Origin of the sequence: Pseudomonas sp. Pseusp11 (assembly GCF_047304405.1) — a bacterium.
Lineage (GTDB): Bacteria > Pseudomonadota > Gammaproteobacteria > Pseudomonadales > Pseudomonadaceae > Aquipseudomonas.
On the sequence record NZ_JBGLZF010000012.1, the window covers coordinates 105,646 to 119,838 of the forward strand.

A 14,193-nucleotide genomic window follows, 5' to 3' on the forward strand; every position below is an offset into this window, starting at 1 on the left:
CGTTCCAGCCAGGCTTCATCGTGGACGACCTCAAGACTGCGGGAACCGGATGATGAGAGAGGACGGCTGGACATGAACAATCACCGCTGAAGATTCGTTTCGGGCTGAGCCCTGGAGTATACGCAAGGCTCTGGCCCAACGGCTGCATGCCGGTAATCCTGTCCGTAATCGGCACCATGATGGCTGTCGTGCTACCCCGTTGCCGATGGTTTTTGCGCACTGAAATCACGGTGTGTTATCCCTCGGGATAATTGCATTATGCGGGTTCGTCCCCTAGCGTGTACCTCTGATGAATCGATGCTCCGGCGTCACTCTCCATCCACGCAGTGCAGAGGAACGCATGATCCGACTCGGCCAAGCCACTATTTCCCTGGAGCGGCGCGAAGCCTTTCTTGATGGACGGCCGCTGCGTGTCGGGGGCCGGGCGTTCGAAATCCTCTCGGTGCTGATGCACGCCGATGGCCGGATTGTCAGCAAAGATGAATTGATCACACAGGTCTGGCCCGACACCGTCGTCGAGGAAAACAATCTGCAGGTGCAGATTTCCTCACTGCGCAAGTTGCTCGGTGAAAAAGAACTCATCCAGACGGTCCCGCGCCGAGGTTACCGATTATTGAAAAAACGTGAACCGCCCCTGCCCCTGTTCCATCCGGTGGCACTGGGCCCTTTGGCGCCAGAGGATCAGGAGACGATCGATCCTGACAGCGTGCCGGTGTTCATCGTCGACGATGAAGCGAGCGTGCGTACAGCACTCAGCCGACTGCTGCGGGCTGAAGGCATCGCGCACCGGATATTCGCCTCGGCCGAAGAATTGCTCAACGCTGACCTCGACACCGGCCCCGCTTGCCTGTTGCTTGACGTCAGTCTGCCCGAAACGACAGGCCTGGAACTTCAATCGGCGCTCGGACAGCGAGGGCATCCGTGGCCGGTCATTTTCATGACCGGTTTCGGCACCATCTCGATGTCGGTGCAGGCCATGAAAGCAGGTGCGGTCGAATTCCTGACCAAACCATTCAACGACGACCAGTTGTTGGACACCCTGCGCGCCACCCGTCAGCGTGCAGCGACGGCGTTCGAGCAATGGCAACGCATACAAAGCGCCCGTCAAAGGGCTGCCCTGTTGACCCCCCGTGAGCGCGAAGTGCTGCCGCTGATCGTCGCGGGTCTGTCCAACAAGCACATCGCCAACCAGCTGGGCACCAGTGAAGTCACCGCCAAGGTCCATCGCAAACACATCATGGAGAAAATGCAGACACGCTCGCTGGTCAATCTGGTCAAGCTGTATGGCTTGATCAGCACGGAGCCAGCGTTTGGCATGCAGGGTTCTTCATGACTACGGAGACTGGCTGCGCCCCCGAATCATCCCGTAGCGCCATGATCATCGTCTGCATCGTGGACGACGATGCGTCCGTACGCAAAAGCCTGGCCAATCTGCTCCGGTCGGCCGGATATCGTTCTCGGGTGTTCGCCTCGGGCGAGGAATTCCTGGCCCTCGAAAACTTCGATGACGTTGCCTGCCTGCTGTTGGATCTGAAAATGAACGGCCTGTCAGGGCTGGACGTCATGCGCGCGCTGACGCTCAAGGGCAGAAAGTTTCCAGTGATTTGCATGTCGGCACACTGGGATGAAGCCACACTGGCCGAATCCAGCCGCTATGAGCCCATCGAATGCTTGCGTAAACCCTTCAACGGCGATGCCTTGCTAAGCGCCGTCGAGTTTGCGCTGCAACGTGAGCGATGAACAATCACGTGTTGGACGGTGATTGCGGCGTATCAGGATTGAGTTGCTGACGCCTGAATTGCCCTGGAGGCTGGCCGTGGATCTGGCGGAAGCGTCGCGAAAAATAAGCCTCGTCAGCGAAACCGCACAACCTCGCCACCTCCCCCACTGGTCGTGTCCCATTGAGCAAATAATTGCGTGCCGCGTGCATCCTGCGCTCGAGCACCAGCTCAGTGAAGGTCTTGCCGATTTCCTTGCGCAACCAGTGCGTCAGGTACGTCGGTGACAGGTAAGTCGCAGCAGCCACCTTGATCAGGTTGAGGTCGGGATCGGCAATGTTCTTGCGCAAGTATTCGGACATCCTGCTCAGCGCATCGCGTCGGCTGACTTCGGCGGCATTCTCTTCGGCCAACCGTTTGAGCGGCTCGGCATACAAGGCACAAACGCTCCCCACCAGTTGCAGCAACAACCCCTTGAGCATCTCGCGAGTGCCGAACTGACGGTTTTCATCGAGCACGCGCATCTGTTCGATCAGGGCACAGACTTTGCTGAAATCTTCATCGGACAGAATGAAATCCAGATGCTCCTGAAAGCGGAACGGCGACAACTCGGGTGCCAGCAGAATCGAGACTTCCTCCAGGTCCATCGGGTCGCACTGCAAATGCGGCAACAGGAAGGTCTGGGAAAAGTTGATCACCATGAAATTGCTGTCGGCCGGATGCGGAATCACGTGCACGCGATGCGGCAGGATGAAGGCCAGCGTGTTGCGCGGAAACGGCCGCTCGACGTTGCCGATGTGCTGCACGGTATCGCCACCGAGGTTGACCTGGATCTGGAAATACTCATGGCGATGCGGGCTGGTTTCGGCGCGCCGGCCCTTTTTGTCGCGGATGTAAAAGTCCGTCAATTCGCTGCGTTGCTGCATGACGTAAGTGGGTACTCGACTCGGTGACGACATCGCCTGAGGATCCTCGACAGGTACATGGACAGGTTGTCGTCGCGCCGCGACGCAGGCGGCGACCGCAGTGATTGTGAAGGCAGACACCGCTGGCTTCAACATGTCATAGGATGACAACGAAACACAGAGAATTAATTGTATCCGTGTGTGATGTGTCGCCTGTCCAAAAAACTACGAGCACGCAAAAATATTTAATCTTTTAAAAACATCAACTTATGAATCGAATAAAGCATAACGAAGGAAATGAGCTGATTTGATTTTTCTTGGAAACCTGCATTGATCGCCTTTTACAGGAGAAAAAACGATCTAACGCCTCCGTTGATTTTGAGAGGTTGTACGACCACTGTAACAACCAATGCAGCCCGACACTTCCAAAAACAATCAAAAGGTGCGCTCGTGATGAACCTGCTTTTTTCCCTCGCCAACCCTCCCCCGACCGAGCCAGTCCGAAGGCGTATCTGAGCGCCTGACAGTAGCTGTCCGCGCCCTCATTCAAGTAGCGATCGCCCTGCCCCGGCACTGGGGGCATCGGCTTCGGCTGCGCGCGAACATCTCGATTCTCCTAACAATAAAAAGGTCTACTCATGTCGAATTCGCAAACCTCCCCGTCCACCGCGCCGTCGGTGAGCGCCGGCGCCCGGGACGCCCTGTTGCCTCAGCGACTACCGACGCGTCGGCGCTGGTTCATGCTGTCATTGCTGCTGATTGCGACCATCATCAACTACATCGACCGCGTAAATATCTCGATTGCCGCACCGTTCATGGCCAAGGACCTGGGCCTGGACAAGATCGAAATGGGCCTGATTTTTTCCGCGTTTGCCTGGACCTACGCACTCGCCCTGGTCCCCGCCGGGTTCATCGCCGATCGCTTCGGTTCCCGGTTCACTTACGGGGTGTCGCTGATCAGTTGGTCGACGGTTACCGTGTGCCAAGGCTTTGCCACAGGATTCGCTTCGCTGTTCGGGCTGCGCCTGGCCGTCGGCGCCATGGAAGCTCCAGCATTTCCGGCCAACAGCCGAGCGGTCACGGTGTGGTTCCCGGCCCGCGAACGAGGCCTTGCCAGCAGCATTTACGTGTGCGGCCAGTATCTGGGCACGGCACTGTTTACCGGCGTGCTGTTATGGCTGGCCACGACCTATGACTGGCGTCATGTGTTCTACAGTACCGGGCTGCTCGGCATTGTGTTCGGTGTGATCTGGCTCTACTTGTACCGTGATCCGCTGAGCTGCAAGAACGTCAGCCAGGAAGAATTGAAGTACATCGAAGCCGGGGGTGGACTGGTCAAGAGCAGTCAGGAGCGCACCAAGTTCAACTGGCGGCAGATCGCCGAGTTGTTCAGCTATCGGCAGATCTGGGCGATTTGCATCGGCAAGTTCGCCAGCACCTCAGCGTTGTACTTCTTCCTGACTTGGTTCCCGACGTACCTGATCGAAGAACGCAAGCTGACCATGATCAAGGCCGGGATCTTCGCCGTGCTGCCATTCGTGGGCGCAACGGTCGGAATCTTGCTCGCCGGCATCGTCTCCGACTTGCTTATACGCCGTGGTTACTCAATGTCCTTCGCTCGCAAGTTGCCATTGGTGGTCGGGTCGATGCTGGGCATGTCGATTGTGCTGGTGAATTTCACCGACTCGAACGTGATCTGCATTGCCGTGCTGACCATTGCCTTCTTCGCCCAGGGAATCGCTTCGTCGTCGTGGGCGGCCGTATCAGAAGTCGCGCCCAAGGAATTGATCGGCCTGACCGGCGGGGTCACCAGCCTGGCTGCCAACATCGGCGGGATCGTCACCCCAATCGTGATTGGCGGCATCGTCCACGCGACAGGCTCGTTTGCCTACGCCTTCTGGTTCATTGGCGGCGTGGCGCTAATGGGAACCCTGTCCTATTCGTTGCTGCTCGGTCGCTTGTATCGCATCGAACTCAAGGCGCGCTGAGCCAAGAAACCGTTTTTCTCCAACACGAGGCGGCTTTCGTCCAACTTTGCAAAAGATTGCCGCCGTACGCTGACGCTTCAAACAGGACGACAACAAAAATGACGATGACCGAGTACGTGTTTACCCCGGACCTGCCCGTGACCTTGCCGGTTGCCGCCAGCCAGCAACGCTTTCCCGTTGGCCGAGTATTTTGCGTCGGCCGCAACTACCCTTGGCCAGACACCCAAGGCCAGTCCCGCCAGCCGCCGGTGTTCTTCATGAAACCGGCGAGCAACGTGGTGGATGCGGCGGGTGAAGTGACTTTTCCACCGTTGACCGAAGAATTTGTCCACGAAATCGAATTGGTCGTGGCCCTCGGTGAAGGCGGCGCCAATATTCCGGAGAGTCAGGCGCAGGCCTATGTCTGGGGCTATGCCGTCGGTCTTGATCTGACCCGGCGTGATGTCCAGCGCGCGGCCAAAAGCGATGGTTTGCCGTGGGAAGGTGCCAAGGTGTTCGACGGCGCCGCGCCGATGACCGCCATCGTGCCGGTGACTCGCGCCGGACACCCGGACGGCGATTTGTGGCTGAACGTCAACGGCGAAGAGCGCCAACGCGACAGCCTCGACAGCCAGATCTGGTCGGTCAGTGAAATCATCAGCCGCATCTCGCAATCGGTAGCGCTCCGGGCCGGCGACTTGATCATGACCGGCAGCCCGGCGGGCGTCGATGCGCTGCAACCGGGCGACATCATCAATGCCGGGATCGACGGAATCGGCCAACTGGAAATGCGCGTCGGTCAGCGACCTTGAACCCGACGTACGCTCTCGTGAATTGAAAAAAGGAGATAACAACATGTCCAGTCCTTTGAAAGTGGCCCTGGTCACCGGCGCCGGCAGCGGAATCGGCCGCGCCGTGGCGCTGGCTCTGATGGCAGACGGATTCACCCTGGTGTTGGCCGGTCGCCGAGCGGAGCCTTTGCAGGCCTTGGTCGAATTGGCGCTCAGCGCAGGACACGAAGCGTTGGCGGTGCCCACTGATGTGCGCGACCCGGCCAGCGTCGATGCGCTGTTTGCCACCATCACCGAGGTATACGGACGCCTCGACGTGGTGTTCAACAACGCCGGGGTCAACGCCCCTGCAGTGCCGCTTGATGAGCTGACGTTCGAGCAGTGGCGAAACGTGATCGACACCAACCTCAACGGCGTTTTCCTCTGCGCCCGTGGTGCCTTCGCACTGATGCGCCGGCAACAGCCACAGGGCGGACGCATCATCAATAACGGCTCGATCTCGGCGCATACCCCACGCCCCTTCAGCAGCGCCTACACCGCCAGCAAACATGCGGTGCTGGGGCTGACCAAATCCCTGGCCCTGGACGGGCGCGAATTCAACATCGCCTGCAGCCAGATCGACATTGGCAACGCCCTGACCGAAATGTCGGTGCGCATGACCAAAGGCGTGCGCCAGGCCAACGGCACCATCGCCGTGGAGCCGATGGTGGACGTCAAACATGTGGCCGATGCCGTGCGCTACATCGCCGGCCTGCCGCTGGACGCGAACGTCCTGAACATGACCGTCATGGCCAGTGCCATGCCGTTTGCCGGTCGCGGTTAAACCGGCCTTTTTTATTACGCTACACGAGGTTTACATGAAGCCAGAAGTCTTGCAGCTCAGCCCGATCCTGATCCCTGAAATCAACGCGCGGCTTGATGAGCTGTTTACCGTCAGACGTTACTTCCAGCAGGCCGACAAGCAGGCGTATTTGCAGGAACACGGTGCGAACATTCGCGGGGTGATCACCGGCGGGCATACCGGGATCAGCCAGGCGCTGATGGCGCAACTACCGAAACTGGAAGTGGTGGCGGTCAACGGCGTGGGTACCGATGCGGTGGATCTGGCTTACGCCCGGGATCGCGGAATCCGCGTAACTGCAACCATCGGAGCGCTGACCGAAGACGTCGCCGACCTGGCCATCGGCTTGTTGATTGCCGTGTGCCGGGGTCTGTGCACCAGTGATCGTTATGTGCGTTCGGGCCAATGGCCCCATAGCCCGACGCCGTTGGCTCCGTTGCCGTTGGCACGTCAGGTATCGGGCATGCGCATCGGCATCGTCGGCATGGGCCGGGTCGGCCGTGCCGTGGCGACCCGGGCCGCGGCGTTCGGCTGCCCGATCAGCTACACCGATTTGCAACCAATGAGCGACGTGAACCACACCTTCATCGCCGACTTGAACCAGCTGGCACGCGACAGTGATGCACTGATTCTCGCGGCCGCCGCCGACAAGGCTGAAGCCATCATTAATGCCGAGGTGCTGCAGGCGCTGGGCAAGGACGGGTATCTGATCAACGTGGCGCGCGGCAAGTTGGTCAACGAGGTAGATCTGGTGACGGCACTGGCCGCTGGAGAGATAGCGGGTGCGGCGCTGGATGTGTTTGTCGATGAACCGAACGTCCCCGAGACGCTGTTTGCCAACGAGAACGTGGTGCTGCAGCCCCATCGCGCGAGTGCGACGCTGCAGACTCGCACGCGAATGGGAGAGATGGTGGTGGCAAGCCTGGTGGACAGTTTCGCCGGGAGAATACCGCAAGGGTCTGTGACTGACTGAACGTTGGCCGCCGAGGAGACGTTGCGTCACCTCGGCGGTTCGGTGTCAGGTAAACAGCCACGTCGACGCCCACTAAAGCAGCACGCTATGGCCTACGGCTAAAGCTCTGTGGTTTGGTGAACGTCGAGAGGACGAGGTGGCGTCCTATCCACCAGGCTTGCTTGCTTTTTAGCTGGTTCAGTTTTCCCCGTATGGTCAGGACGGATCTTGAACCAGATGGAGTACATCGCTGGCAGGAACACCAGCGTCATGATGGTTCCGACGAACGTGCCTCCGATCAGCGTGTAGGCCAGCGTCCCCCAGAAGACGGAGTGTGTCAGGGGAATGAATGCCAGGATTGCCGCCAGCGCTGTCAGCAGTACCGGGCGGGCACGTTGGACCGTGGCTTCGACCACCGCGTGAAACGGATCCAGCCCTTCTTGCGCGTTGTGATGGATTTGCCCAATCAGAATCAGCGTATTGCGCATCAAAATGCCCGAAAGGGCGATTAGACCGACTAAGGCGTTGATACCAAACGGCTGCTGGAAGATAAGCAGTGTCGGCACCACACCAATCAATCCCAGTGGCGAGGTGAGGAACACCATGACCATCGCCGAGATCGAACGTACCTGCAGAATAATGATCAGCAGCGTCATGGCAATCATGATCGGGAACAGCGGCAACATCGCTTTACCGGCTTTGCCCGACTCCTCGATTGCACCCGCCTGCTCGATCCGGTACCCGTCAGGCAGCTTGTCGATGACTGGCTGCAACTCCTTGATGATGACGCTTGAGACGTCCGGTGGCTGCAGGCCTTCGGCAATGTCACCACGCACGGTAATGGTCGGCGTGCGGTCACGACGTCGGAGGATCGGATCCTCCATACGAACATCGACCTCTCCCACCTGAGACAGCGGAATCCGCTGACCCGCCGTGCCCACCAGCGTAAAACCTTCTATCCTGGCGGGATCGCGCCGGATATCACCCGCAGCACGACCAACCACCTGCACCGAGCGAATGTCCTCACGAACTGCGGTGATCGGTACTCCGGCCAACAGGAACTGCAGTTGCTGCGCGACTGAGTTTGACGTCAACCCCACCGCCTCCAAGCGATCCTGATCCAGAGCGAAATGCAGCGTCGGAGTCAGCGGTCCCCAGTCGGTGTTGACGGTTCTCATCATCGGGCTCGACTGCAACACGTCCTGTACTTGACCGGCGATTTCGCGCAATTTTGACGGATCAGGCCCCATCACCCGATAGGCAACAGGGAACGGCGAATACGGACCAAATACAAGCTGAGTCACCCTGACACGCGCTTCTGGGGCAAGTCCCTCAGCAGCGGCCTCGCGGAGACGGAACTTGAGGGCCTCGCGCTCCTCCTGGCTGTCCGTCAACACCACAATCTTCGCGAACGATGGATCAGGGAGTTCCGGCGCCATCGCCAGATAGAAACGCGGCGCGCCTTGCCCGATATAAGCGGTGACGATTTTTGCCTCACCCTGCTTTTGCAGCCAGGCCTCTATCTTGGCGGTGGTGGCGCTGGTCTGCTCAATGGAGGTTCCATAAGGCATTTGCACTTCAATCAATACCTCTGGACGGTCCGAGGTAGGGAAGAACTGTTTCTTGACCAGGCTCATGCCGAGAATCGCCACGCCAAACATTGCGATAACAGTACCGGCCACCAGCCATTTGCGAGCGATGACACGCGTCAACACCTGGCGGAAGCGGTTGTAGTTAGGGGTGTTGTAGATGGCCGCGTGACCACCCTCGACCTTCTTGATGTTCGGCAACATCTTCACACCCAGGTACGGGGTAAAAGCTACCGCAACCACCCAGGAGGCAATCAGGGCAATGCCCACGATCCAGAACATGTTGCTGGTGTACTCGCCGGCTGTCGATTGCGCGAAGCCGTTGGGCATAAAGCCGATAGCCGTCACCAGCGTACCGGAAAGCATCGGTGCGGCCGTATGACTCCAGGCATACGCGGAAGCTTTGATGCGGTCGTAGCCCTCCTCCATTTTCACCACCATCATTTCGATAGCAATGATGGCGTCGTCCACCAACAGTCCGAGCGCCAGAATCAACGAGCCAAGGGTGATACGGTCAAAGTTCTTTCCAGTGGCCGCCATCACCACAAACACCACCGCCAACGTCAACGGCACAGCCGCAGCGACCACAACGCCTACACGCCAGCCCATGCTGAGAAAGCAGACAAGCATCACCACAAGCAGCGCGACGAAAAATTTGACCATGAACTCGCCGACGGCCGAACTGATATTTACAGATTGATCGGTGACCTTGGAGAGCGTCATGCCCAACGGCATGCCTTCATTGATCTTGACCGTCTCCGCGTCCAACGCCTTGCCCAGGTCAAGACCGTTCCAACCCTCACGCATCACGATCCCCAGCAACAAGGCCTCTTCACCGTTATTACGCACGAGAAAGGTAGCCGGATCTTCATAACCACGTTCGATCGTCGCCACGTCCGAGAGCTTCAGCGTCCGCCCCTGAACCGCAATGGGTGTGTCACGAATCTTCTGCACCTTGTCGAAGGCGCCATCCAGCCGAAGAAAAACCTGCGGCCCGTCGCTTTCGATCGAGCCGGCAGGCGTGAGCACGTTCTGATTATTCAGCGCGGCAAAGATGTCCTGAGGTGATACGCCCAAGGTGGCCAGCCGATCATGGGAAAAGGAAACAAAGATGCGCTCGGGTTGCTCCCCAATAATGTTGACCTTCTTCACGCCCGGAACATGCAACAGTTGTTGGCGCAACGACTCTGCATCACGCACCAACAATCGCTGCGGTTCGCCTTTGGCTTTCAGGGCGAACAGTGCAAATGTCACGTCCGAAAACTCGTCGTTGACCATTGGCCCGATGACACCCGCCGGCAGCTTCCTGGCCTCATCGTCGAGCTTTTTACGCGCCTGATAGAACTCCTCCTGCACTTGCGAGGGCGGCGTGCTATCGCGCAGTGACACCATGGTGAAGGCGAGGCCAGGACGGGTGTAGGTTTCCGTGCGGTCGTACCATTTCAGTTCTTGCAGGCGCTTTTCAAGTGGCTCTGCTACCTGATCCTGCATCTCCTGCGCCGTGGCGCCCGGCCACGCGGTAATGACCGTCAACTGCTTGACCGTAAACGGAGGATCTTCCGCACGCCCCAGCTGGAAGAACGACAGGATGCCCGCAACGGCGATCAGGAAGATCAGAAACACCGTGATGGAGCGCTCGCGAACGGCGATCGCGGAGAGATTGAAGCGCCCCTCGCTCATGGATGACTCCCTGCGACCTTGACGCCATCCGGTTGAGCCAGCCTCACCTCCTCACCATCGCGCAGCAGATGCGCGCCTAACGCTACAATCTGCTCGCCGACCTTGAGATCGCCTGCGACTCGCGCTGCGTCGTCGCTCAAGCCCAGGACTTGAACAGGTCGCCAGGCCACCTTCGCCGGTGTACCGGCGATGACCCACACACCAGTGCCTTGGCCCGGGTCATAAACGGCAGCGATCGGTACTTGCAGCCCCTGCCCTTGCGTGGTGCCTTCAGCGATCCGAAGCGTGACGGTCGAACCTATCGGTGCATTGGCCAGCGCCCCCTCAAGCACATACCGCGCCTCGAAGGTGCGTGTCATTCGGTCGGCCGAGTCAGAAAGCAGCCTCAGCTTCGCTGTAACAGCACCCGTGGTATTGCCATAAAGCGTCGCCTGCGCGGTGGATCCTGCTGCGGGGCGTAGCGTCTCGGGCAGGTGCACGATGGCTTCGCGCTGCCCCGCCCGCGCCAGTCGAACCACGGGCTGCCCCGGGCTGACGACTTGCCCGGGCTCGGCGAGCGTCTCCACCACAACACCATCGGAATCCGCAAACAGCACCGCATAACCAGAAGCATTGCGGGCTACATCAGCCTGCGCTTCAGCAGCGCTGAGCTGCGCCTTTGCGGTATCCGCTGCGGCTTTGATCTGGTCGTAAGCCGATGCGGAAATAGCACCTGCGGCGACCAGATCGCGATATCGCGCCTCGTCATCTGCAGTCTGCTTGGCTCGGGCCCGAGCGGCGATGACCGACTCTTGCTGTGCTCGCGCCTGCAACCCCAGGTCGATTGGGTCGAGACGCATGAGTGGCTGACCACGCTTAGCGGTCTGACCGGTGTCAACCAGACGCTCAAGTATCTTGCCTGATACCCGAAAACCCAGATCGCCCTGGACGCGGGCAGCCACGACGCCCGTGAAAGAACGTGAGACGTCGGACGAACCCTGAACCGCAGAGGACCTCACCAGAGGGGCATGCGTGCGTGGATCTTCAACGGTGGATGAGTCGCCACACGCCGTCAGGACGAGAGGCAACAAGCAAGCGGCAATGGGGACAGGTCGAAGCCGGCGCATAGGTTCCCTTACTTAAAAAATAGGACAGGCGCCTCATTCTCAGCCTAGTGACCATAACTGTCAATGGTCACGAACTATGAAGTACCGAACCCCATGATCTCAGCACTAGTATTGCCTAACACTGCTGGCCAACCTCGAGCTTAGCTCAAAGAGCGTCGATTGACAGATAGTGACCATAACGTAATATAGTCACAAACATCCTCAATTGAAGGTACCTCAATGCCTCCCCTCCGCCCCATTGCTCTCTTGGTGAGTGCCAGCTTGATGACAGGTTGCGCGGTCGGTCCGGACTATCACCGTCCGGACGCCCCACTGTCGGACCATTACTTGGGGCAGTCTTCTGTCGAACAGAGGCCTGGGGCGACGCCGGCCAGTCTTGTCGCCTGGTGGGAAGGCTTTGGTGATCCGCTGTTAGCCGACTTCGTCTCCAAGGCACTTGAGCAGAACCTGGATCTGGCGCAGGCGTCGGCGCGAGTCACGCAGGCGCGGGCCGGACTGGGCGCCGCAAATGCCGCTTTACTGCCCTCGGGGAACATCAGCGGACAGGCCGCGCGCTCCTACCAGTCAATCGAGACGCCGCTCGGCCAGGTGTTGAACTCAACACCTGGCTATGATCGGTACGGAAGTTCCTACGAGGCCAACCTAGATGCCAGCTGGGAGGTAGATGTCTTTGGCGGATTGCGCCGCGGACGCGAGGCTGCTCTGGCCGAGTACCAGGCTTCCCAGGCGGGCGTCGCTGCCACACGATTGGCCGTCGCTGCACAGACCGCCGATATCTACATCACTATCCGCGGACTGCAGACCCGGCTGGACATTGCGAATCGGCAAGTTAAAACGCAGCAGGAGTTGCTAGAGAAAGTCCAGTTGCTCTACAGCAAGGGGCTCGCCGCCAACTATCAGGTTCGCCAGGCCGAGGGGGCGCTATCGCAGGTCCAGGCGACAGTGCCGGTCCTGCAGACCGGTCTGGATGCTGCCATGAATGCGCTGGATGTCATGCTCGGCACGCCGCCAGGCACTCACCGCACACAACTGGCCAGTGCGGGGAGCATTCCTGTAGCGCCGCAGTTAAAGACGATGGGAACGCCGGCCGATTTGCTGCGCCGCAGGCCAGACCTCATTGTGGCTGAGCGCCGTCTTGCGGCTTCAAACGCACGCATCGGGGAGGCGATTGCTGAGTACTACCCGAAATTCTCCCTCAGCGCATTGCTGGGTAGTGCTACGGCTGTATCCGCAGGCAATCTTTTCACCAGCGGTGCCAGCCAGTCGGCGGGCGTATTGGGACTGCGCTGGAGACTCTTCGACTTCGGTCGCATAAACGCCCAAATCGACCAAGCCAAGGGACAAGAAGCCGAAACCCTGGCCGCTTACCGTCAGTCCGTGCTGCGCGCCACCGAGGATGTCGAAAACGCGCTCTCCTCACTGGTGAATCGGGAAGCTCAAGCAACCACCCTCACCGGGGGAGAGGCGTCTCTGACACAGGCTCGCCAATCGTCGTTCATTGCCTATGAGAAAGGCACGGCCAGCCTGATCGATGTCCTGCACGCCGACGAGACGATGCTGCAGGCTTCCGATGCTCGGGCACAAGCACGAACGGAATCGGCACGGGCGGCGGTCGCGGCATTCAAGGCGCTCGGTGGTGGCTGGCAGCCTCCTGAAACTCAGCCTGTTGCGACACGATGATTTAACCAGGTGACGTAGCACTTGATGCACGCACCTCCCCCCTCTTTCAGCTACTACCCAATCCGAGAGTGGGTTCGCTCACCGACTGACGCGGTCAGCAGCCAATTGCTCAATAGAAACCAACCGGAGTAAAGCGAAATGAAGTCGAACGAAAATTCCTGGGTGCTCATCACCGGCGCATCAAGCGGATTTGGCGAGGAGTTTGCCCGGCAATATGCAGCGCAGGGAAAATCGCTCGTTCTGGTAGCAAGAAGGCTGAGTAAGCTCGAAGCGCTATCGGCGCAGCTGCGCGAACGCTTCGGCGTTGATGTGATTGTCGAACAAGTAGACCTGTCCTCGATCCCGGCGATCATCGAACTGCATGAGCGACTCAGCGAACGCAATATAGTGATCGATGTGCTCATCAACAATGCGGGTCATGGATTGCAGGGGCCTTTCCTGGATCAACCTCTGGATGAGTCCCTGACCATGATTGATTTGGATATCGCCAGCCTGACAGCCCTGACACGCCTTTTCGCGGCCGACATGCGAGCCCGCAAACGTGGGCACATCCTGATGGTCGCAAGCTTGCTGTCCTTCCAGGGCGTGAAGAGTTTCGCCGTTTACTCTGCCGCGAAAGCCTATGTTCTTCGCTTCTCTGATGCGCTTCATCGCGAACTGAAAAATGACGGCGTCGTCGTTACCGCACTGTGCCCAGGAATGTCGGATACCGGATTTGCAGAAAGCGCCAAGCAACGGATCACACCGGCCTTGAAAATGGTGATGATGCAGCCTCAACCCGTCGTGCGTGCAGGAATCCGTGCGCTGCAAGCCGGACGCATGAGTGTGGTGCCCGGTTTTGGCAACAAGGCCATTACTGTCTTGACTTGGGCCACGCCTCGTCGGTTTCATCAGGGCCTTATGGCGCAGGTGATGGGAGTCTGAGGGGGGCGACAAAGAGGTCTTTTACCTCAGGGGAAAGGCC

11 protein-coding genes are annotated in these 14,193 nt (G+C 59.1%); 8 read left to right on the forward strand and 3 right to left on the reverse strand.

Going from position 1 to position 14,193, the window contains the following annotated elements; genetic code table 11:
* The first annotated feature begins 340 nt into the window (after positions 1-340).
* A complete protein-coding gene (locus ACCC96_RS12370) occupies positions 341-1,333 on the forward strand; it encodes a response regulator (protein WP_019649132.1) in 993 nt (330 codons plus the stop codon).
* A gap of 41 nt (positions 1,334-1,374) precedes the next feature.
* Entirely contained in the window at positions 1,375-1,740 is a 366-nt protein-coding gene (locus ACCC96_RS12375) for a response regulator transcription factor (RefSeq protein WP_019578533.1), read from the forward strand.
* 4 nt (positions 1,741-1,744) lie between these two features.
* Here ACCC96_RS12375 and ACCC96_RS12380 read toward each other — a convergent pair whose 3' ends face one another.
* Positions 1,745-2,677, reverse strand: coding sequence for a helix-turn-helix transcriptional regulator (locus ACCC96_RS12380; RefSeq protein ID WP_026286543.1), 933 nt, complete (start codon positions 2,675-2,677; stop codon positions 1,745-1,747).
* A 584-nt stretch (positions 2,678-3,261) separates the two neighbouring features.
* Here ACCC96_RS12380 and ACCC96_RS12385 point away from each other — a divergent pair.
* The 4 genes from ACCC96_RS12385 (at position 3,262) to ACCC96_RS12400 (ending at position 7,195) form a co-directional block, all read left to right on the forward strand.
* A complete protein-coding gene (locus tag ACCC96_RS12385; RefSeq protein WP_413695954.1) occupies positions 3,262-4,611 on the forward strand; it encodes an MFS transporter in 1,350 nt (449 codons plus the stop codon).
* Between the two features lie 98 nt (positions 4,612-4,709).
* On the forward strand, positions 4,710-5,402 hold the full coding sequence (locus ACCC96_RS12390) for a fumarylacetoacetate hydrolase family protein (protein ID WP_413695955.1): 693 nt from the start codon (positions 4,710-4,712) through the stop codon (positions 5,400-5,402).
* Positions 5,403-5,445: 43 nt separating this feature from the next.
* Positions 5,446-6,204 carry an SDR family oxidoreductase gene (locus tag ACCC96_RS12395; protein ID WP_413695956.1) on the forward strand — a complete coding sequence of 253 codons (759 nt, stop codon included), beginning with the start codon at positions 5,446-5,448 and terminating at the stop codon, positions 6,202-6,204.
* 34 nt (positions 6,205-6,238) lie between these two features.
* The gene (locus ACCC96_RS12400) at positions 6,239-7,195 is read left to right on the forward strand and encodes a 2-hydroxyacid dehydrogenase (RefSeq protein WP_413695957.1); all 957 of its coding nucleotides are present in this window, start codon (positions 6,239-6,241) and stop codon (positions 7,193-7,195) included.
* 98 nt (positions 7,196-7,293) lie between these two features.
* Here the strand turns inward: ACCC96_RS12400 and ACCC96_RS12405 are convergent, their stop codons facing one another.
* Together ACCC96_RS12405 and ACCC96_RS12410 are read right to left on the reverse strand one after the other, a co-directional pair.
* Positions 7,294-10,443 carry an efflux RND transporter permease subunit gene (locus ACCC96_RS12405; RefSeq protein WP_413695958.1) on the reverse strand — a complete coding sequence of 1,050 codons (3,150 nt, stop codon included), beginning with the start codon at positions 10,441-10,443 and terminating at the stop codon, positions 7,294-7,296.
* Positions 10,440-11,549: an efflux RND transporter periplasmic adaptor subunit gene (locus ACCC96_RS12410; protein ID WP_413695959.1), complete on the reverse strand. Its 1,110-nt coding sequence runs from the start codon at positions 11,547-11,549 to the stop codon at positions 10,440-10,442. The genes ACCC96_RS12405 and ACCC96_RS12410 overlap by 4 nt, the downstream gene beginning before the upstream one ends.
* Positions 11,550-11,768: 219 nt before the next feature.
* Between ACCC96_RS12410 and ACCC96_RS12415 the strand changes: the two genes are divergently transcribed.
* Positions 11,769-13,229 carry an efflux transporter outer membrane subunit gene (locus tag ACCC96_RS12415; protein WP_019578526.1) on the forward strand — a complete coding sequence of 487 codons (1,461 nt, stop codon included), beginning with the start codon at positions 11,769-11,771 and terminating at the stop codon, positions 13,227-13,229.
* Positions 13,230-13,367: 138 nt separating this feature from the next.
* Positions 13,368-14,153: an SDR family NAD(P)-dependent oxidoreductase gene (locus ACCC96_RS12420; protein WP_413695960.1), complete on the forward strand. Its 786-nt coding sequence runs from the start codon at positions 13,368-13,370 to the stop codon at positions 14,151-14,153.
* The last annotated feature ends 40 nt before the right edge of the window (positions 14,154-14,193 follow it).